We start from the raw sequence: 17950 nt of genomic DNA on the forward strand, positions 1-17950 counted from the left end.
TCCCTGCTTTTTACCGACAACCGAACCACCAAGCCCCGCCGCCGCCCCAGCCGCGCCTCAGCGCCGCCGGTGAAGGGCTATCTAGAGACGCCCACCCCGAGTCGCAAGAGCTTTTTTACGGAAAGTACAAAAAACGTCATGGGCGCCCCGGACGGGTCTGGCCAGCCCCGGACAGAGGCGTTTTTGCGCAAGAGATGGATCGCCAGCTTGCGGCCGACGCTTTCGATGCAAGGCTCGCCCGTCTCGACGAGACCGCGACGCTGATGGCCAGGACCTACACGTGTGATCCGGGGTCGAATGTTCCGGGCAACCCTCGGCGCGTTCTGTCCTATACTGGGGCCAAGGCACCTGTCGCAGGAGAGGGGCCGAGATGGCCAAAGGCTTCGAGATGCACCAAGCCAAAGCCCCGGCAGCCGGGATCTGCCGGGGCGGACGAGACGTGAAAGGGAGGAAAGGATGAATACCAACGGATGGAAACCGACCTTCGATGCCGTGCTTGACCGCGTGACGCAGGACGAGATGGCGGCGCGCGTGCCGGGTGTGGTGGCAATGGTCACCGACCGGCAGGGCAATGTCTACGAAGGCGCGCGCGGGCTGCGCGATCTGGGGACAGGGACGGCGATGACGGCCGACACTGTCTTTGCCATCTTCTCGACCACCAAGGCGATCGGCGGGACCGCGGTGCTGCAATGCGTCGAGGAAGGGCTGCTCGATCTCGACGCCCCGGCGAAGGAATATGCCCCCGGGCTGGGCGAGTTGCAGGTGCTCGAAGGCTTCGGCGCCGACGGCGCCCCGCGGCTGCGGCCGCCGAAATCCGACATCACCACGCGCCAGTTGCTGCTGCACACGGCGGGATTCGGCTATGACTTCTTCAATCGGGATTACCTGAAGATGGCCGCCGAACACGGCCAGCCCTCGGTCGTGACGGCCTGCCGCGAGGCGTTGATGACGCCGCTGCTGTTCGATCCCGGCGCGCGCTGGGAATATGGCAGCAATATCGACTGGGCAGGCCAGGTGGTCGAGGGCATCCGCGGCAAGCGGCTGTCCGCAGTGCTGGCCGAGCACGTCTTTGCCCCGCTCGGCATCACCGACATGGCCTTTACCCGCAGCCCCGACATGAAGGCGCGCACCGCAACCGTTCATGCCCGCGACGCCGACGGGGTGCTGACCCCGATGGAGTTCGCCCTGCCCGACAATCCCGAGATCGACATGGCAGGGCACGGGCTTTACGGCTCGGTCGGGGAGTACATGAAGTTCATCCGAATGTGGCTGAATGACGGGATGGGCCAGAACGGCCGCGTGCTGAAGCCCGAGACCGTCGCGATGGCAGTGCAGAACGGGCTTGAGCCGCATCAGAAGGTGGTGATGCTGCCCGGTGTGATCCCGTCCCTGTCGAACGACGCCGAGTTCTTCCCGGGGCTGAGCAAAAGCTGGGCGCTGACCTTCATGGTCAATGACGACGAGGCCCCCACCGGCCGCCCGGCAGGCGCCCTCGGCTGGGCGGGGCTGGCGAACCTGTTCTACTGGATCGACCGGCAGAACGGTTTCGGCGGGTTCTGGGCAACGCAGATCCTGCCCTTCGGCGATGCCGCCTCGTTCGGCGGCTATCTCGACTTCGAAACCGCGTTCTACCGCAACCTCCACCAATCGCGCGCCGCCTGACCCGATATCGTCCTCCGCCGGAGCCACCTGCGGCGGATGCCGGAAAACCCGCGCGGCGCCCCTGCAATGGCCGGATTCGAAACGCGGTTGCCCGAAGGTCTGGCCCGGGTGTCACCCGGGCCGCCCGCGGCCTTGTCAGCCGAGGTGATGCACCGTCTGGAGCCCGTAGACCGAGACCGGCAGTTCCTCCATCCGGGCCTTCAGTTGCAGCGCCAGGAACTGCGAGTAGTGCCGCGACTGGTGCAGGTTGCCGCCATGGAACCACAGCCCTTCCTGCTGGGTCGGTTTCCACATGTTGCGCTGCTCGCCTTCCCACGGGCCCGGATCCTTGGGCGTGTCGGACCCCAGACCCCAGCACTTGCCGACCTTGTCGGCGACGTCCTGCCCGATCAGATCCGCCGCCCAACCGTTCATCGAGCCATAGCCCGTGGCATAGACGATCAGATCGGCCTCGAGCTTGGTGCCATCCTCCAGGATCAGCCCGTCCTCGACCACCTCGCGCACCTGGCCATGGGCCAGCTTGATCTGCCCGTCGATGATCAGTTGGCTCGCGCCGATGTCGATGTAATAGCCCGAGCCGCGGCGCAGGTATTTCATGAACAGGCCCGAACCGTCGGCGCCCCAGTCAAGCCAGAATCCCGCGCGCTCCAGCCCGTCGTAGAACTCCTTGTCGCGCTCCTTCATCTGCTCGTAGAGCGGGATCTGGAACTCGTGCAGGATCGCATAGGGGATCGAGGCAAAGATCAGGTCAGCCTTTTCCGTGGTCATGCCGTTCTGCACGGCTTCTTCGGAATAAAGCCCGCCCAGCCCGATCTCCATCAGCGTGTCCGAGCGCACGATATGGGTCGAGGACCGCTGAACCATGGTCACGTCGGCATCATGTTCCCACAGCGCCGCGGCGATGTCATGGGCCGAGTTGTTGGACCCCACGATCACGCATTTCTTGCCCCTGTAGGCATCGGGGCCGGGGTGTTTGCTGGAATGGTGCTGGTCGCCCCGGAATGTCTCCATGCCGGGAAAATGGGGCATGTTCGGCTTGCCCGACATGCCGGTGGCCAGAACCAGTTGCTTCGGCTTCAGCGTGACTTCCTGCCCGTCGCGGTCCACCACGACGGTCCATTCCTTCGTGGCCTCGTCATAACTGGCCGATTTGCAGGTGGTGCGCGTCCAGTAGTTCAACTCCATCACCCTGGTATACATCTCCAGCCAGTCGCCGATCTTGTCCTTGGGGCTGAAGACGGGCCAGTTCTCGGGGAACTTGATATAGGGCAGGTGGTCGTACCAGACCGGATCGTGCAGGCAGAGCGACTTGTAGCGGTTGCGCCAGCTGTCGCCGGGGCGGTCGTTCTTCTCGACGATGATGGTGGGCACGCCCAGCTGGCGCAGCCGCGCGCCAAGCGCGATGCCGCCCTGCCCGCCGCCCACGATCAGCACATAGGGCTGTTTCGTGTAGCCAAGTTCCCGTTCCTCGGCCTCGCGCTCTTCCTTCCAGGTGGTGCGGTGCTTGCCCGCGCCATGCTTGGCCCCCAGCGGCCGGGCAAAGCCCCTGGGTTCCTCATGGCCCTTGAGTTCGACCATGGTGGTCAGCAGCGTCCAGATCCTGCCGTCCTTCAGCCGCATCAGGCCATAGCCGCGCGCCAGATCGGTCTCGAAGGTGATCCAGGCGGTGGTGATGCCGTCCGCTTCGGTCGGGATCTCGTGCTCGGCCAGATCCCAGCCGCGCGGCTTCGTCGTCGCAAGCTGGTGGCGCAGCATGTCGGCGACCTGTTCCTTGCCCTCTACGGTCTTGATGTTCCATGTGAATGTCACAAGGTCGCGCCAGTAGCAGTCATCGGCGAACATCCCCACCGCGCGGTCGATATCGCCCTGTTCCAGCGCCTCGCCAAAGGCCGACAGGACCGCGCGCGTGGAATCGGTCGTGGTTGAATCAAGCATGTGTTTCCTCCCGTTTCGTCGTTCTCCCGACCGGCAGGCTGCCGCAGGACGGGATGCGCTGACCAGAGAAATCGCGACAGTCTGACGCAGTTGAGCGCAGTCGGCGGCCGCGCCGTTGCGCACGCAACAGGGCGCAACGCTCGGCCCGGCAGCGCCAGCCCCAGCTTGCGGACCCGCCGCATCACGGTGGACCGGTTCACCCCCAGCCGCCGCGCCGCGCGCGCCATGTTCCAGTCGCTGGCGGCAAGGTCATCGCGGGGGCCGCTCGCCCATGCGAAACCGGAAAGATGTTCCTTATCGTCAAGCCGCGTCCTGCGCGACGAGGGCCGCGCCCGACCCTGGAACGCCAGTTCGGGGGCGCGACCGTCGCGTAACGGCACCGCCCCCGGGGGCGGTGCCGCAGCGTCTGGCGCGGGATCAGAAGAAGCCCAGCTTGTCCGGGTTGTAGCTGACCAGCATGTTCTTGGTCTGCTGGTAGTGATCCAGCATCATCTTGTGCGTCTCGCGCCCGATGCCGGATTGCTTGTAGCCGCCAAAGGCCGCGTGAGCGGGATAGGCGTGATAGTTGTTGACCCAGACCCGGCCCGCCTCGATCGCGCGGCCGAAGCGGTAGGCGCGGGTGCCGTCGCGGGTCCAGACGCCGGCGCCAAGGCCGTACATCGTGTCATTGGCGATGGCCAGCGCCTCGGCCTCGTCCCTGAAGGTGGTGACGGACACCACGGGGCCGAAGATCTCCTCCTGGAAGACGCGCATCCCGTTATGGCCCTTCAGGATCGTGGGCTGGATGTAGAACCCGCCCGCCAGGTCGCCGTCCATCCGCGCCGCATCGCCGCCGACCAGAACCTCGGCGCCCTCCTCGCGGCCGATGGTGAAGTAGGACATGATCTTGTCATGCTGCTGGCGGCTGGCCTGCGCGCCGACCATCGTCGCGGGGTCGCGCGGATCGCCCTGCCTGATCGCCTTCACGCGGGCGATGCAGCGGGCGATGAACTCTTCGTAGATGTCTTCCTGGATCAGCGCGCGCGAGGGGCAGGTACAGACCTCGCCCTGGTTGAAGGCAAACAGGACGAAGCCCTCCACCGCCTTGTCGAGAAACGCGTCATCCTGCGCCATAACGTCCGAGAAGAAGATGTTGGGCGACTTGCCGCCCAGTTCCAGCGTGACCGGGATCAGGTTGACGGTCGCGGCCTCCATGATCCTGCGGCCCGTCGCGGTCGATCCGGTAAAGGCGATCTTGGCGATCCGGTTCGAGCGCGCCAGCGCGTCGCCCGCCTCGGCACCGAGGCCGTTGACGATGTTCAGCACGCCCGCCGGCAGCAGATCGGCGATCAACTCGGCCAGCACCAGAATCGCCGCCGGGGTCTGTTCGGCGGGTTTCAGCACCACGCAATTGCCCGCTGCCAGCGCCGGGGCCAGCTTCCACGCCGCCATCAGGATCGAGAAGTTCCAAGGGATGATCTGGCCGACCACACCCAGCGGTTCGTGGAAGTGATAGGCCACGGTGTCATGGTCGATTTCCGACATCGTGCCTTCCTGCGCGCGCAGGACACCGGCGAAATAGCGGAAATGGTCGATCGACAGCGGGATGTCGGCCGCGGTCGTCTCGCGGATAGGCTTGCCGTTGTCCCAGGTCTCGGCCGCAGCCAGAAGGTCAAGGTTCTGCTCCATCCGGTCGGCGATCTGCAACAGGATGTTCGAGCGATGCCCGGCCGAGGTCTTGCCCCAAGCTTCGCGGGCGGCATGGGCGGCGTCCAGCGCCAGTTCGATATCGGCCCGGTCCGAGCGCGCCACCTCGCAGACCTTCGCGCCGGTGATCGGCGTGATGTTGTCCATGTAGCGGCCCGCAACCGGGGGCACGAAGGCGCCGCCGATGAAGTTGTCGTAACGGTTCCTGAAGGGCGAGACGTGATGTCCCGCGATCTGGGTCTGCTGGTTCATGATGTCCTCCTCGCGCCCGGTCCTCCACCGGGCAGTGACAGGACGGTGCCCGCGCCGTGCCGCGCTGTCAGCCCCGCCCCGGCACGGGACCGGGGCAATCTGTCTCATCCCCGAGACAGGTTCGCCCCGCTTTCCCCGATTCCCAGCCGCTTCATGCGCCGATACAGCGTCGCCCGCCCCACACCGAGGTTCCGCGCCGCCTGCGAGACATTCCCGCCCGCCCGCGTCAGGGCACAAATCACCGCCGCCCGCTCCGCCTTTTCAAAGCCGCGCAGCCCGTCTTCGCGCCCGAAGATGTCCGATGCCGGAACCGGCGCGATCGGCCCCGTCGCCGCCATCCCGAACGCCTTGCGCGCGCCCCGCGTCGCCCCGACCACGATATCGTCGTGATCCACCGCCAGCAGCGTTGCGGCGTCGGTATCGTCGGCATCGGCATGCACGATCCGCATCCCCGGATAGGCCGCGCAGAAGCTGTCGGTCTCGATCTGGCGCGCGGTCTGGCCGACCATGGCCGCGATGAGCCGGTTGAACGCCTCGGTCTGGTCCGCCCGCGCCGACGAGACATCCAGCGCCCCGACGATCCGCGCATCCGGACCATAGATCGGCGCGTCGATGCAACTCATGCCGATATTGCGGGCCAGGAAGTGATCGTCGCGGTGGATGATGAGGCTGCGGCTTTCGGCAAGGCATGTGCCGATTCCATTGGTGCCTTCGGCGGATTCGGACCAGTCCATCCCCTCGAACAGCCCCCAGCGCCGGAACACCTCGCGATCGGCCTCGCTGCACCGCCGGTCCAGCACCACGCCCTCGGGATCGCACAGCAGCACCGCGCAGCCCGATTGCCCGACCAGCGCAAAAAGCTGGTCAAGCTTCGGCGCGGCGATCTGAAGGAACTGCTCCTGCGCCTCGCGCCGCTGCGACAGGGCGGCATCGTCGATCCGGTCCCGGGTGGCCTCTGCGGCCGGGTCCAGCCCGTGCAGCGTCATCGACCGCCGCCACGAGGCGACAACCTGCGACCGCGCCGGGGCCGAGCCCGATTGCGACGCGGAAATCACCCTGTTCACATGGTCATTGATCGGCTTCATCGCCGCCCTCCCCCCCGTCCCGTACACACCGCCCGCCCCATTGGCCGCCGTTTGGCGGGGCAGGCCGCCGCATGATTCCCTTGCGTCAGGATGTAGCAGAAAACCGATCCCCCCGGGCCGCGGAAATCCCGGGCAGCTTTCCCGGCGCCGCACCGGCGTACCCGTCACGGATCCGTCACATTTCCACGCCAGCGCGCTCCCCGGGGCGCGCGAGATTTCACAGGAACGTCACACACGCTTGGCCGGGCTGTCACGAACGCCTGCGAAACGGGCGCTGCGAATGGGGGGATGGCAGATGCTCGACGTTCAGAACGTGACCCGGGTCTTCGGAGACAAGCGCGCTGTCGACCGGGTCAGCTTTACCCTGCATCAGCCCGGATTCATCGGCATCATCGGCAGCTCCGGCGCGGGCAAGTCCACCTTCCTGCGGATGATGAACCGGCTGACCGACGCCACCGAGGGCCGCATCCTCTACGAGGGGCAGGACATCCTGCCCCTGCGCGGGGCGGCAGCGCGCAATTGGCAAAGCCGTTGCGCGATGATCTTCCAGCAGTTCAACCTGGTGCCGCGGCTGGACGTGGTGGCCAATGTCCTGCACGGCAAGCTGAACCGGCAGTCCACGCTGGCCACGATGTTCAACCTGTGGTCCCGCGCCGATATTCTGCGCGCCATCGACATCCTGGACCGGCTGGGCATCGCCGAACAGGCCACCAAGCGCGCCGAGGCGCTGTCGGGCGGCCAGCAGCAGCGCGTCGCCATCGCGCGCGCGCTGATGCAGGATCCGGCGATCATCCTGGCCGACGAACCGATCGCCAGCCTCGACCCGATGAACGCGCAGATCGTGATGGACACGCTCAAGCGCATCAATGTCGAGGACGGGCGGATGGTCATTGCCAACCTGCACACGCTGGATACCGCGCGGCGCTATTGCGACCGGGTGATCGGCATGCGCGACGGTCGCATCGTCTTCGACGGCACGCCCGAGCAACTGACCACCGGTGTCGCGCGCGACATCTACGGCGCCGACGAAACCTTCAACGAACACGCCACCTCGACCGCCATCCGGCCGGAGCGGGCCGTCCCGGCCGCGCGCGTCGCGGTCCACTGAATCCCGAATGCCCTGCGCCCGCAGGGTCTTTCATCGCAACGGAGAGAGAGCGAATGAAGAAGCTTGCTGCCACCCTTCTGCTGTCCACCGCGCTGGCCGCCCCGATCGCGGCCGAGGGCATCACCCAGTTCAATATCGGCCTTCTGGGCGGCGAGAACGCCCAGGACCGCCTCGCCTCGAACGAGTGCTTCCGCGCCTATGCCGAAGAGGCGCTGGGCGTGCCGGTGCGGCTGTTCACCCCGGCCGACTACAATGGCGTCATCCAGGGCCTGATCGGCGGATCGCTGGACATGGCCTGGCTCGGCGCCTCGGCCTATGCCGCGGTCTGGCTGAACGATCCCGAGGCGGTGCGGCCGGTGCTGGTCAAGACCAATCTCGATGGCAGCTACATGTACTACTCCATCGCGATCGCGCGCACCGACAGCGGCATCACCTCGCTCGACGACATGAAGGGCAAGAGCTTTGCCTTTGCCGACCCGAACTCGACCTCGGGCTATCTGGTGCCGCTGATCGAGATCCCCGAGGCGGGCTACTCGATGACCGAAGGCGAGTATTTCAGCCGCGTCGGCTTTTCCGGCGGGCATGAACAGACCGTCATCGCGGTGGTCAACGGCGATTACGACGCCGGTGTGGTCTGGGCCGATGGCCAGGGCGAGTGGGAAGACGGCTACAACTCGGGTGCGCTGCGCAAGGCGGCCGATTCGGGTCTTGTCGACATGAACGACATTGTCGAGATCTGGCGCTCCAAGCCCATCCCCGAAGGCCCCATCGTGCTGCGCAGCGCGCTGCCGCAGGATGTGCAGGACAAGATCTACGACCTCGTGGCCAACCTGCACGAGACAGACCCGGACTGCGCCTATGGCGTCGCCGCGGGCGAGACGGCAGGCTTTACCCCGATCGGGCATGACGCCTACGAGACGATCATCGCGGTGCGCCGCTCGCAGATGAACTGACCGCACCCGCAAGGGTTCCGGCCGGATGCCGCGTCCGCGCGGTGTCCGGTCCTTTTTTGATGGATCGTCCATGCCCACCGTCCTGCCCGCCTCGGCCCGAACGGTCGACATCCGCGAGGAATACTTGTCGCTGTCCCGCCGCAAGCGGATGTATGGCGGCATTCTTCTGGTCGTCTTTCTGGCGATGTTCGTCTCGGGCTTCCGCATTGCCGAGTTCCGCAATGCCGCCAGCCTGTCCGAGGGCTTCTCGCGCATCCTCGATTTCCCGCGCGACCTGATCACCGAGGCATGGGAGAAATCCGCCAACCTGCCCGCCCATGCCGCCCGCGCCTTTCCCGCGCTGGTCGAGACGGTGAACATCGCGCTGGTTTCGACCATCCTGGGCTGCATCCTGGGCACGCTCCTGGCGCTGGCCGGAACGCGGGGGCTGGCGCGCTGGCCGCGGCTGATCCCGCTGGCGCGGCGCAGCGCGGATGTGTGCCGCGCGGTGCCCGAGATCGTGATCGCGCTGGTGCTGATCTTCATCCTGGGCGGCGGCCCGGTTCCAGCGATGATCGCCATCGCCATCCATACCGCCGGGGCGCAGGGCAAGCTGTTCTCCGAGGTCAACGAGAACGTGGACCTCAAGCCGCTGGAGGGGCTGGCCTCGGTCGGCGCGAACTGGTGGCAGCGGACATGGCTGGGGGTCTTTCCGCAGGTCATGCCCAATTACCTGAGCTATTCGCTGCTACGGCTCGAAATCAACATCCGCGCCTCGGCGATCCTGGGGTTCGTCGGCGCGGGCGGCATCGGCTATGAATTGCGCAATGCCATGACCTTCGGCCAGGGCAAGTTCGATCAGGCGGCCGCGATCTTCCTGCTTCTGTTCGCCACCATCGTTCTGGTCGATCAGGTGTCCAGCTGGATGCGCAACAGCCTGACCCGGGGGAGGGGCGCGCAATGACTGCCATCGCCGACGATCCGCGCCAGCAGGCGCTGAGCGCGATGCGCCGCAAGCGCGCCCTTGCGCTGGCCGCGCCGATGCTGGTGCTGGCCTATCTGGCCTATGTCTTTGTCGCCTTCGACGTGGCGGGGCTGATGCAGCGCGCCAAGATGGACAATGCCGTGATCCTCTTGTCGGACGCGGTCAGCTACAAGGTCCATGTCACCCGCGACAACCGCAGCGACGCGCTGGCGGTCTCGGTCGAGGGCAGCCGCCGCGCCACCTATCCCGAGGACCGCATCCCCGACTGGATCCGGCAGGACGGGGACCGGACCCTGATCGAGCTTGCCGGCGGGCACAGCGTCACCTATGACGGCCCGCTTGTCAGCTATGACCACCCGGATTTCGGCCCGATCCGCATCACCATCGCCGATCCGATCCTGCTGGAGCTGCCCCAACCCGGCCCGGTGCCGGACTTCATCAACGCCTCGGACGCGCGCGTGGTGGTCACCACCGCCGCCGGGCGGCTGACCGTCACCCGCACGCGCGCCGACACCTTCCGCTATTTCTGGGGGTGGGAGCTGTTCTTCTTCGACCTGCAAAGCCGGTTTCACGGCATGTCCGCGGGCGCGCTGGCCTCGGCCGTGGCCGGGGGCGAGCGTCTCTATGCCGAGATGCCGAACTGGCAGGCGGTGGTCCGCGATTTTTGGACCAATTCGATCTGGCGCCATGGCGATGTCTTCTTCGCAATCGGCGAGACGGCGCTGATGGCGTTTCTGGGCACCTTTGGCGCGGCGGCCATCGCGCTGCCGCTGGCCTTCCTCGCCGCGCAGAACTTCACGCCCTCGCGCTGGCTGCGCTTCGTTGTGCGCCGGGTTTTCGACTTCGTGCGCGGGGTGGACGCGCTGATCTTCACCATCATCCTCAGCCGCGCCTTCGGCCCCGGGCCGATGACCGGGGCGCTGGCAATCCTGATCACCGACTCAGGCAGCTTCGGCAAGCTGTTCTCCGAGGCGCTGGAAAACACCGACCAGAAGCAGATCGAGGGCGTTCAATCGACCGGCGCCAATGCGGTGCAGCGCTACCGCTTCGGGGTGATCCCGCAGGTGATGCCGGTGCTGCTGAGCCAACTGCTCTATTTCCTCGAATCCAACACCCGTTCGGCCACGATCATCGGCGCCATTGTCGGCGGCGGCATCGGGCTGATGCTGACCCAGGCGATCCAGACCACCGCCGACTGGGAAAAGGTCACCTATTACATGGTCCTGATCGTGCTTCTGGTGATCGCGATGGACGCGCTGTCGAGCTGGCTGCGGCGCAGGCTGATCAAGGGCGAGTAGACCGTCAGATGCCACGCCTTTCCCCCAATACACCCCTGATCCACCCCGATTGCGAGATCGCGGACAGCCGCTTTGGCGCCTATTGCGAGATCGGGCGGGGCAGCCGTGTGCTGAACTCGGATTTCGGCGATTACGCCTATTGCGACCGCTATGCCGACATCGCCAATTGCAGCGTCGGCAAGTTCGCCAATATCGCCGCCTTCACCCGCATCGGGCCGACCGACCACCCCTTTCGCAATGCCGCGCAGCATCATTTCCATTATCGCTCGGCCAGCTACTGGGACGACGCGGCGGACGATGCCGACTTCTTCGCCCATCGCGCCAGCCGCCGCTGCACGCTGGGGCATGATTGCTGGATCGGCCATGGCGCCATCATCCGGCCCGAGGTGACGGTGGGCATCGGCGCCATCGTCGCGGCCGGGGCGGTCGTGACCGCCGATGTGCCGCCCTTCCTGATCGTCGCGGGTGTGCCCGCCCGCCCCCTGCGCGCGCGCTTTCCCGACGCGGTAGCCGAACGGCTGCTGGCGCTGGCCTGGTGGGACTGGCCGCATGAGCGGCTGCGCGCCGCGCTTGACGATTTCCGCCGCCTGCCCGCCGAGGCGTTTCTGGACCGTCACGGCGGCTAGTCGGGCGCCACGCTCAGGGTGACGCGGGCGCCCGCGAAATGGGTGATGCCGTATTCCAGCGGCTGGCCGCGCGGATCGTGGTTCAGCGCCACCGCCCGCATCACCGGCTCGCCCCGGCGCAATTGCAGATGCCCCGCCAGCAGCGGATCGGCGGGCACTGCCGTAAGCCGGGTCCAGGCGCGGGTGTAATCGGGAATGCCACAGGCCGCCAGCGCGCGTGTCACCCCCTCGCCCCGCGCCAGTTCCGCAGCCAGCCCCGGCAGCACCGGAAAGACCGAGCGGAAATGCCCGATCACCACCCCGTCACTCAGCGACAGCCCTTCGGCCCGGACCAGCGGCGTGCCCTCGGGGACGGCCAGCATCGCGCAATCCTCCGCCAGCCCCGGCTGCGTCTCGACGCTGAGAACCCGCCGCCCCGGCACCCGGCCCGTGGCCTCCAGCGCGGCGTGGAACCGGGTGCGGCGGCCGATCGGGTAATCGGTGGGCGGCGCGGTGACCTGCACCCCCGCGCCCCTCCGGGCATGGACCAGCCCCGCCTCTGCCAGCGCCGCCAGCGCCCGGCGGACGGTGTGGCGGTTCACGCCGAAGCGCGCGGCCAGACGCGCCTCGCTGGGCAGCCGGTCGCCGGGGCGGGCAGCGGCCAGTTCGGCGGTCAGCGTCTCGGCGATCTGGCGCCAGAGGGGGGGATCGGCTGTCATGGAAATTTCATTCGTAACGGCCCAAGGGTCATGCTAAAACTTGTCTAGTTGTATAGGATTTGAGCCGGATCGACAAGATGCCTGCCACCCCCCACACCCGCGCCGAGGCCATGGGCCTTCTGGCCCGCGCCCGGCCCGAAAGGCTGGCCGAACTGGCCCCGGACCTGCCCGGCCATGCAATGCTGCGCGCGCCCGAGACGGGGGCGGTGATGGTGCAGGGCCGGCAGGGCGGGACCGGCGCGCCCTTCAATCTGGGCGAGATGACGGTCACCCGCTGCGCCGTCCGGCTGGACTGCGGCGCCATTGGCCATGCCTGGGTGCAGGGGCGCGACAAGGGCCATGCCCGCCGCGCCGCGGTGCTGGATGCGCTGTTGCAGACCGACCGCGCGGCCGAGCTTGCCGCGACCATCCTGGCCCCGCTTGCCGCTGACGAAACCGCACGGCACGCGTCACAGGCGGCCCGGGCCGGGGCAACGCGGGTCGAGTTCTTCACCATGGTCCGCGGAGAGGATGAATGACGCCCCACGCCCTGACCGGCGGCTTTGCCGACACGCCCCTTCAGGCCGCGCACGGATTTCGTGCCATCCTGACCGCGCTGTCGCGCCCCGGCACCATCGTTGCGCTGACCGGCGCCACCCCGCCCGCGCCGCTGTCGCCCGCCGCCGGGCTGGCCGCGCTGGTGCTGCTGGATGCGACGACCCCGCTGCATCTGGCAGGCGCGCATGACTGCCCTGCCCTGCGCGACTGGATCGCCTTTCACACCGGCGCGCCGCTGGTGGGCGCCGAAGCGGCGATGTTTGCCATCGGCACATGGGATGCGCTGCACCCGCTGGACCGCTTTGCCATCGGCACGCCCGACTATCCCGACCGCGCCGCCACCCTGATCGTCGAGACCGACCGGCTGACGCCATCCGGCGCCCGGCTGACCGGCCCCGGCATCAAGGAGGCCACGCATCTGTCGCTGCCCGAACTGGCGCCGTTCCAGGCCAACCATGCCCGCTTTCCGCTGGGCTTCGACACGTTTCTGACCTGTGGCGACCGGCTGGCCGGGCTGCCGCGCAGCACCTGTGTGGAGGCCGCCTGATGTATGTCGCGGTCAAGGGCGGCGAACAGGCCATCGACAACGCCCATGCGTGGCTCGCCGAATCGCGGCGCGGCGATGTCGCAATCCCCGAACTGTCGGTGGCCCAGATCCGCGAGCAGATGGCGCTGGCGGTCGGAAGGGTGATGGCCGAAGGCTCTCTTTACGATGCGGATCTTGCGGCGCTGGCGATCAAGCAGGCGCGCGGCGACCTGATCGAGGCGATCTTCCTGATCCGCGCCTATCGCACCACCCTGCCCCGCTTTGGCGCCTCGCGGCCGGTCGATACCGGGGCGATGGCGGCGATTCGCCGGATCTCGGCCACCTACAAGGATCTGCCGGGCGGGCAGGTTCTGGGCCCGACCTTCGACTATACCCACCGGCTGCTGGATTTCGCACTGGCCGCCGAGGGCGAGGCCCCCGTTGCGCCACAGGCCGCGCCGGTCGGCCCGGTGCCCCGCGTCACCGGCTTTCTGGACCGCGAAGGGCTGATCGAGCCCGAACCCGCCTGTGACGACCCGCCCCCCGACCTGACCCGCGAACCGCTGGACCTGCCCGCCGGTCGCGCCTTGCGGCTGCAATCGCTGGCGCGCGGCGACGAGGGGTTCCTGCTGGGGCTGGCCTATTCCAGCCAGCGCGGTTTCGGGCGGACGCATCCATTTGTCGGCGAACTCAGGATCGGCGAGGTGATGGTCGAGGTCGAGATCCCCGAACTGGGCCTGTGCGTTGCCATCGGCGCGATCACGCTGACCGAATGCGAAACGGTGAACCAGTTCACCGGCTCGAAGACGCAGCCCGCGCAATTCACCCGCGGCTATGGCCTGGTCATGGGCCAGTCCGAGCGCAAGGCCATCGCCATGAGCCTGGTGGACCGGGCGCTGCGCTGGCAGGAACTGGGCGAGGAAGACAGCGGTGCCCCGGTTCAGGATCAGGAATTCGTCCTGATGCATGCCGACAACATCCAGGCAACCGGGTTTCTGGAACATATCAAGCTGCCCCATTACGTCGATTTCCAGTCCGAACTGGAACTGGTGCGGCGACTGCGCGCCAGCGCGGCGCAGGAGGCGGCGGAATGAGTGCGGGCGTCAAGGCCATCGTCTTCGATATCGGCAATGTGCTGGTGCGCTGGGATCCGCGTCTGGCCTTTTGCCCGCCGCTGACACCGGACGCGGCCGAGGCGTTCCTGTCGCGCACCGATTTCATGGCCCGCAACCTGCGCGCCGATGCCGGTGCGCGCTTTGCCGATCTGGCCGCCGAGATCGCCGATCCGCAGGACCGCGACCTGTTCACGGGCTATGTTGCGCGCTACGCGCTGACCGTGCCCGCCGCGATCGAGGGCACATGGCAGGTGCTGGACCGGCTGCGCGCCCGCGGTCTGGAAATCCACGCCATCACCAACTGGTCGGCCGAGACATGGCCCACCGGCGTCGCGGCGCATCCGCGGCTGGGCGCGGCCTTTGGCGTCACCGTGGTTTCGGGACAGGAGGGCGTGGTCAAGCCCGATCCGCGCATCTTCGCGCTGCTTTGCGACCGGGCGGGGCTGACGCCCGGGGAGTGCCTGTTCATCGACGACAGCCCCGCGAATGTCGCCGGGGCCAGGGCATTCGGCCTTGCGGCGGAACATTTCACCACGCCCGAGGCATTGGAAACGGCACTGAGCGCACGGGGGCTTTTGTGAGCGACTACAATTTCGCCTATCTCGACGAGGCCACCAAGCGCATGATCCGCCGCGCGATCCTCAAGGCGGTTGCGGTGCCGGGCTATCAGGTGCCCTTTGCCAGCCGTGAGATGCCCATGCCCTATGGTTGGGGCACCGGCGGGGTGCAGTTGACGGCGGCCTGCCTGACGCCCGAGGACCGGCTGAAGGTGATCGACCAGGGCGCCGACGACACCACCAACGCCGTCAGCATCCGCAAGTTCTTTCAGCGCACCGCGGGCGTTGCCGTGACCGAACGCACCCGGGAGGCCACGATCATCCAGACCCGCCACCGCATCCCCGAAGCGCCGCTGACCGAGGGGCAGATCCTTGTCTATCAGGTGCCGATCCCCGAACCCCTGCGCTTTCTCGAACCGCGCGAGACCGAGACGCGGCGGATGCACGCGCTGGCCGAATACGGGCTGATGCATGTCAAGCTTTACGAGGACATCGCCCGGAACGGCGAGATCGCGACCGCCTATGCCTATCCGGTCAAGGTGCAGGGGCGCTATGTGATGGACCCCTCGCCGATCCCGAAATTCGACAACCCGAAGCTTTCGGATTGCGCCGCGCTGCAACTGTTCGGCGCCGGGCGCGAACAGCGGATCTATGCGCTGCCGCCCCATACGCAGGTGGTCAGCCTCGATTTCGACGATCACCCCTTCGTCGCCGCCAAGGCGCCCCATGCCTGCGATCTGTGCGGGGACGCGGCCAGCTATCTGGACGAGGTCATCACCGACGATGCGGGCGGGCGGATGTTCGTCTGTTCCGACACCGACCATTGCGCAACCCACCGCGCCACCGGTCATGCCGGGCGGCTGGGCGGCACCGAAGGGGCGGCAGCATGACCGGCGCGCATCCGCTTCTGTCGGTTCGCGACCTGACCAAGAGCTATGGCACGCGGCGCGGCTGCGCCGATGTCGCCTTTGACCTCTGGCCGGGCGAGGTGATGGGCATCGTGGGCGAGTCCGGCTCGGGCAAATCCACGCTTCTGGGCTGTCTTGCCGGGCATATCCCGCCCGATACCGGCCGCGTCGTCTTTGACACCCGCGCCGAGGGGCCGCGCGACGTGCTGGCCATGGCCGAGCCCGAACGGCGGATGCTGGCCCGGACCGACTGGGCCTTTGTCCACCAGAACCCGCGCGACGGGCTCCGGATGGGGGTCAGCGCCGGGGGCAATGTCGGCGAGCGGCTGATGGCGGTCGGCGCGCGCCATTACGGCCAGATCCGGGCGCAGGCGGTGGACTGGCTCGGCCGGGTCGAGATCGCCGCCGACCGCATCGACGACAAGCCGCGGCAGTTCTCGGGCGGCATGCAGCAGCGCTTGCAGATCGCGCGCAATCTGGTGACCGGCCCGCGGCTGGTCTTCATGGACGAGCCGACCGGCGGGCTTGATGTCAGCGTGCAGGCCCGGCTGCTGGACCTGTTGCGCGGGCTGGTCCGGCAGATGGGGTTGAGCGCGGTGATCGTGACCCATGATCTGGCCGTGGTCCGGCTGCTGGCCGACCGGCTGATGGTGATGAAGGACGGGCTGGTGGTCGAACAGGGGCTGACCGATCAGGTTCTGGACGACCCGCAGCATCCCTATACCCAGCTGCTGGTCAGCTCGGTGCTTCAGGCATGACGGGGGCGGCGATGATCGTGGTTCGGGACGTGGCCAAGCGTTTCACCCTGCACAATCAGGGTGGCGCGGTGCTTGAGGTGATGGCGGCCGCGTCGCTGCGGGTGGGTCCGGGCGAATGTGTCGGGCTGGTCGGCGCCTCGGGCGCGGGCAAGTCGACGCTGATGCGGATGATCTGGGGCAATTACCGGATCGACGCGGGCTCGATCCGCGTGGCGGGGGTGGAACTGGCGGGGGCAGAGCCGCGTCAGGTGATCGCGCTGCGCCGGGCGACGCTGGGCCATGTCAGCCAGTTCCTGCGCGTGGTGCCCCGGGTTCCGGCGCTGGATGTGGTGGCCGAGCCGCTTCTGTCCCTTGGCATGGATCAGGACAGGGCGCGCGCGCAGGCCGCGGCGCTGCTGGCGCGGCTGAACATCCCCGAACGGCTCTGGCCGCTGTCGCCCACGACCTTTTCCGGGGGCGAACAGCAGCGCGTCAACATCGCGCGCGGCTTCGTCCATCCCTGGCCGGTTCTGCTGCTGGACGAGCCGACCGCGAGCCTAGACGCCGCCAATCGCGAGGTGGTGCTTTCCCTGATCGAGGAGGCGCGCACCCGCGGCGCGGCGATCCTGGGCATCTTCCATGACGAGGCGGCGCGGGCGCGCGTCTGCACAAGGCTGGTCGATGTCAGCGGCTTCGCGGTGGCGGCATGAAGGGCCGGGTCTTTGCCATTGTCGGCCCCTCGGGCGCGGGCAAGGATACGCTTCTGGGCGGGCTTGCCGCCGCCGGTCTGGCGCATCGGGTGCGCCGCGTCATCACCCGCCCCCCGCGCCACGGCGACGAGCCGTTCGACGGCGTCAGCGAGGGCGAATTCGCCCGCCATCTGGCTGCGGGCGCGTTCGTGCTGCACTGGCGCGCGCATGGGCTGGCCTATGGGCTGCCGCGCGCGGGGTTCCAGCCGGCGGGGCGCGGGCGCGATGTGGTCTTCAACGGCTCGCGCGCCGTGCTGGCCGAGGCCGCGCGGGTCTTTGCCGATCTGCGCGTGATCCTGGTCGAGGCCCCGCCCGAGCTGCGCGCCGCCCGCATCGCCACCCGCGGCCGCGAGGCGGGGGGCGATATCGCCGCCCGGCTGGCGCGCGAGACGGGCGACCTGCCCCCGGGTCTGCCGGTGATCCGCGTGCTGAATGACGGCACGCCCGAACAAGGCATCGCGCGGCTGATCGCGGCGCTTTGCCCCGGCGACAGGCGGGCGGGCCCATGACAGCCCCCGCCCGAACGCCCCCTGTCACCGGCCCGTCACGATCCG

Annotated in this window: 18 protein-coding genes and 1 pseudogene; 14 read left to right on the forward strand and 5 right to left on the reverse strand. The window is 67.9% G+C overall.

What is annotated here, in order from left to right; all coding sequences use genetic code 11:
* Positions 1 to 456 precede the first annotated feature (456 nt).
* The gene (locus tag GH815_RS15290; RefSeq protein WP_153749632.1) at positions 457 to 1662 is read left to right on the forward strand and encodes a serine hydrolase domain-containing protein; all 1206 of its coding nucleotides are present in this window, start codon (positions 457 to 459) and stop codon (positions 1660 to 1662) included.
* Between the two features lie 135 nt (positions 1663 to 1797).
* Here the strand turns inward: GH815_RS15290 and GH815_RS15295 are convergent, their stop codons facing one another.
* The 4 genes and pseudogenes from GH815_RS15295 to GH815_RS15310 all read right to left on the reverse strand — a co-directional run bounded on the left by GH815_RS15295 (position 1798) and on the right by GH815_RS15310 (position 6620).
* A complete protein-coding gene (locus GH815_RS15295) occupies positions 1798 to 3597 on the reverse strand; it encodes an NAD(P)/FAD-dependent oxidoreductase (RefSeq protein WP_153749633.1) in 1800 nt (599 codons plus the stop codon).
* Between the two features lie 146 nt (positions 3598 to 3743).
* Positions 3744 to 3845: pseudogene (locus GH815_RS19420) on the reverse strand (helix-turn-helix domain-containing protein); the annotation flags it as partial.
* A gap of 169 nt (positions 3846 to 4014) precedes the next feature.
* The gene (gene exaC / locus GH815_RS15305; protein WP_153749634.1) at positions 4015 to 5535 is read right to left on the reverse strand and encodes an acetaldehyde dehydrogenase ExaC; all 1521 of its coding nucleotides are present in this window, start codon (positions 5533 to 5535) and stop codon (positions 4015 to 4017) included.
* A 104-nt stretch (positions 5536 to 5639) separates the two neighbouring features.
* On the reverse strand, positions 5640 to 6620 hold the full coding sequence (locus GH815_RS15310; protein ID WP_211365099.1) for a GAF domain-containing protein: 981 nt from the start codon (positions 6618 to 6620) through the stop codon (positions 5640 to 5642).
* A 295-nt stretch (positions 6621 to 6915) separates the two neighbouring features.
* Between GH815_RS15310 and phnC the strand changes: the two genes are divergently transcribed.
* From phnC to GH815_RS15335, 5 genes are all read left to right on the forward strand, one after another.
* Entirely contained in the window at positions 6916 to 7728 is an 813-nt protein-coding gene (gene phnC / locus GH815_RS15315; protein ID WP_153749635.1) for a phosphonate ABC transporter ATP-binding protein, read from the forward strand.
* Positions 7729 to 7781: 53 nt separating this feature from the next.
* Positions 7782 to 8681 (forward strand): phosphonate ABC transporter substrate-binding protein, encoded by a 900-nt coding sequence (gene phnD, locus GH815_RS15320; protein WP_153749636.1) that lies wholly within the window; start codon positions 7782 to 7784, stop codon positions 8679 to 8681.
* A 70-nt stretch (positions 8682 to 8751) separates the two neighbouring features.
* Positions 8752 to 9624, forward strand: coding sequence for a phosphonate ABC transporter, permease protein PhnE (gene phnE / locus GH815_RS15325; protein WP_153749637.1), 873 nt, complete (start codon positions 8752 to 8754; stop codon positions 9622 to 9624).
* A complete protein-coding gene (gene phnE, locus GH815_RS15330) occupies positions 9621 to 10943 on the forward strand; it encodes a phosphonate ABC transporter, permease protein PhnE (RefSeq protein WP_153749638.1) in 1323 nt (440 codons plus the stop codon). Before phnE (GH815_RS15325) ends, phnE (GH815_RS15330) begins: the two co-directional genes overlap by 4 nt.
* A gap of 8 nt (positions 10944 to 10951) precedes the next feature.
* Positions 10952 to 11569, forward strand: coding sequence for an LbetaH domain-containing protein (locus tag GH815_RS15335; protein ID WP_153749639.1), 618 nt, complete (start codon positions 10952 to 10954; stop codon positions 11567 to 11569).
* Here the strand turns inward: GH815_RS15335 and phnF are convergent.
* Positions 11566 to 12267 (reverse strand): phosphonate metabolism transcriptional regulator PhnF, encoded by a 702-nt coding sequence (phnF, locus tag GH815_RS15340; protein WP_153749640.1) that lies wholly within the window; start codon positions 12265 to 12267, stop codon positions 11566 to 11568. The two genes, GH815_RS15335 and phnF, sit on opposite strands and share 4 nt — an antisense overlap.
* Positions 12268 to 12344: 77 nt before the next feature.
* Between phnF and phnG the strand changes: the two genes are divergently transcribed.
* Genes phnG through GH815_RS15380 form a run of 8 tightly spaced genes read left to right on the forward strand, consistent with a single transcriptional unit; the run spans position 12345 to position 17905 of the window.
* Positions 12345 to 12785 carry a phosphonate C-P lyase system protein PhnG gene (phnG, locus tag GH815_RS15345; RefSeq protein WP_153749641.1) on the forward strand — a complete coding sequence of 147 codons (441 nt, stop codon included), beginning with the start codon at positions 12345 to 12347 and terminating at the stop codon, positions 12783 to 12785.
* On the forward strand, positions 12782 to 13351 hold the full coding sequence (gene phnH / locus GH815_RS15350; RefSeq protein WP_153749642.1) for a phosphonate C-P lyase system protein PhnH: 570 nt from the start codon (positions 12782 to 12784) through the stop codon (positions 13349 to 13351). Before phnG ends, phnH begins: the two co-directional genes overlap by 4 nt.
* Complete coding sequence (locus GH815_RS15355; protein ID WP_153749643.1) at positions 13351 to 14424, forward strand: carbon-phosphorus lyase complex subunit PhnI; 1074 nt, start codon at positions 13351 to 13353, stop codon at positions 14422 to 14424. The genes phnH and GH815_RS15355 overlap by 1 nt, the downstream gene beginning before the upstream one ends.
* Positions 14421 to 15026, forward strand: a complete 606-nt coding sequence (locus GH815_RS15360) for an HAD family hydrolase (RefSeq protein ID WP_153749644.1) — start codon at positions 14421 to 14423, stop codon at positions 15024 to 15026. The genes GH815_RS15355 and GH815_RS15360 overlap by 4 nt, the downstream gene beginning before the upstream one ends.
* Complete coding sequence (locus GH815_RS15365; RefSeq protein WP_343030910.1) at positions 15023 to 15892, forward strand: alpha-D-ribose 1-methylphosphonate 5-phosphate C-P-lyase PhnJ; 870 nt, start codon at positions 15023 to 15025, stop codon at positions 15890 to 15892. The genes GH815_RS15360 and GH815_RS15365 overlap by 4 nt, the downstream gene beginning before the upstream one ends.
* On the forward strand, positions 15889 to 16668 hold the full coding sequence (gene phnK, locus GH815_RS15370) for a phosphonate C-P lyase system protein PhnK (RefSeq protein WP_153749645.1): 780 nt from the start codon (positions 15889 to 15891) through the stop codon (positions 16666 to 16668). Before GH815_RS15365 ends, phnK begins: the two co-directional genes overlap by 4 nt.
* Before the next feature lie 11 nt (positions 16669 to 16679).
* Positions 16680 to 17357: a phosphonate C-P lyase system protein PhnL gene (gene phnL / locus GH815_RS15375; RefSeq protein ID WP_153749646.1), complete on the forward strand. Its 678-nt coding sequence runs from the start codon at positions 16680 to 16682 to the stop codon at positions 17355 to 17357.
* Positions 17354 to 17905 carry a phosphonate metabolism protein/1,5-bisphosphokinase (PRPP-forming) PhnN gene (locus tag GH815_RS15380; RefSeq protein ID WP_153749647.1) on the forward strand — a complete coding sequence of 184 codons (552 nt, stop codon included), beginning with the start codon at positions 17354 to 17356 and terminating at the stop codon, positions 17903 to 17905. Before phnL ends, GH815_RS15380 begins: the two co-directional genes overlap by 4 nt.
* The last annotated feature ends 45 nt before the right edge of the window (positions 17906 to 17950 follow it).

The organism is Rhodovulum strictum, from assembly GCF_009649175.1.
Lineage (GTDB): Bacteria > Pseudomonadota > Alphaproteobacteria > Rhodobacterales > Rhodobacteraceae > Rhodovulum > Rhodovulum strictum.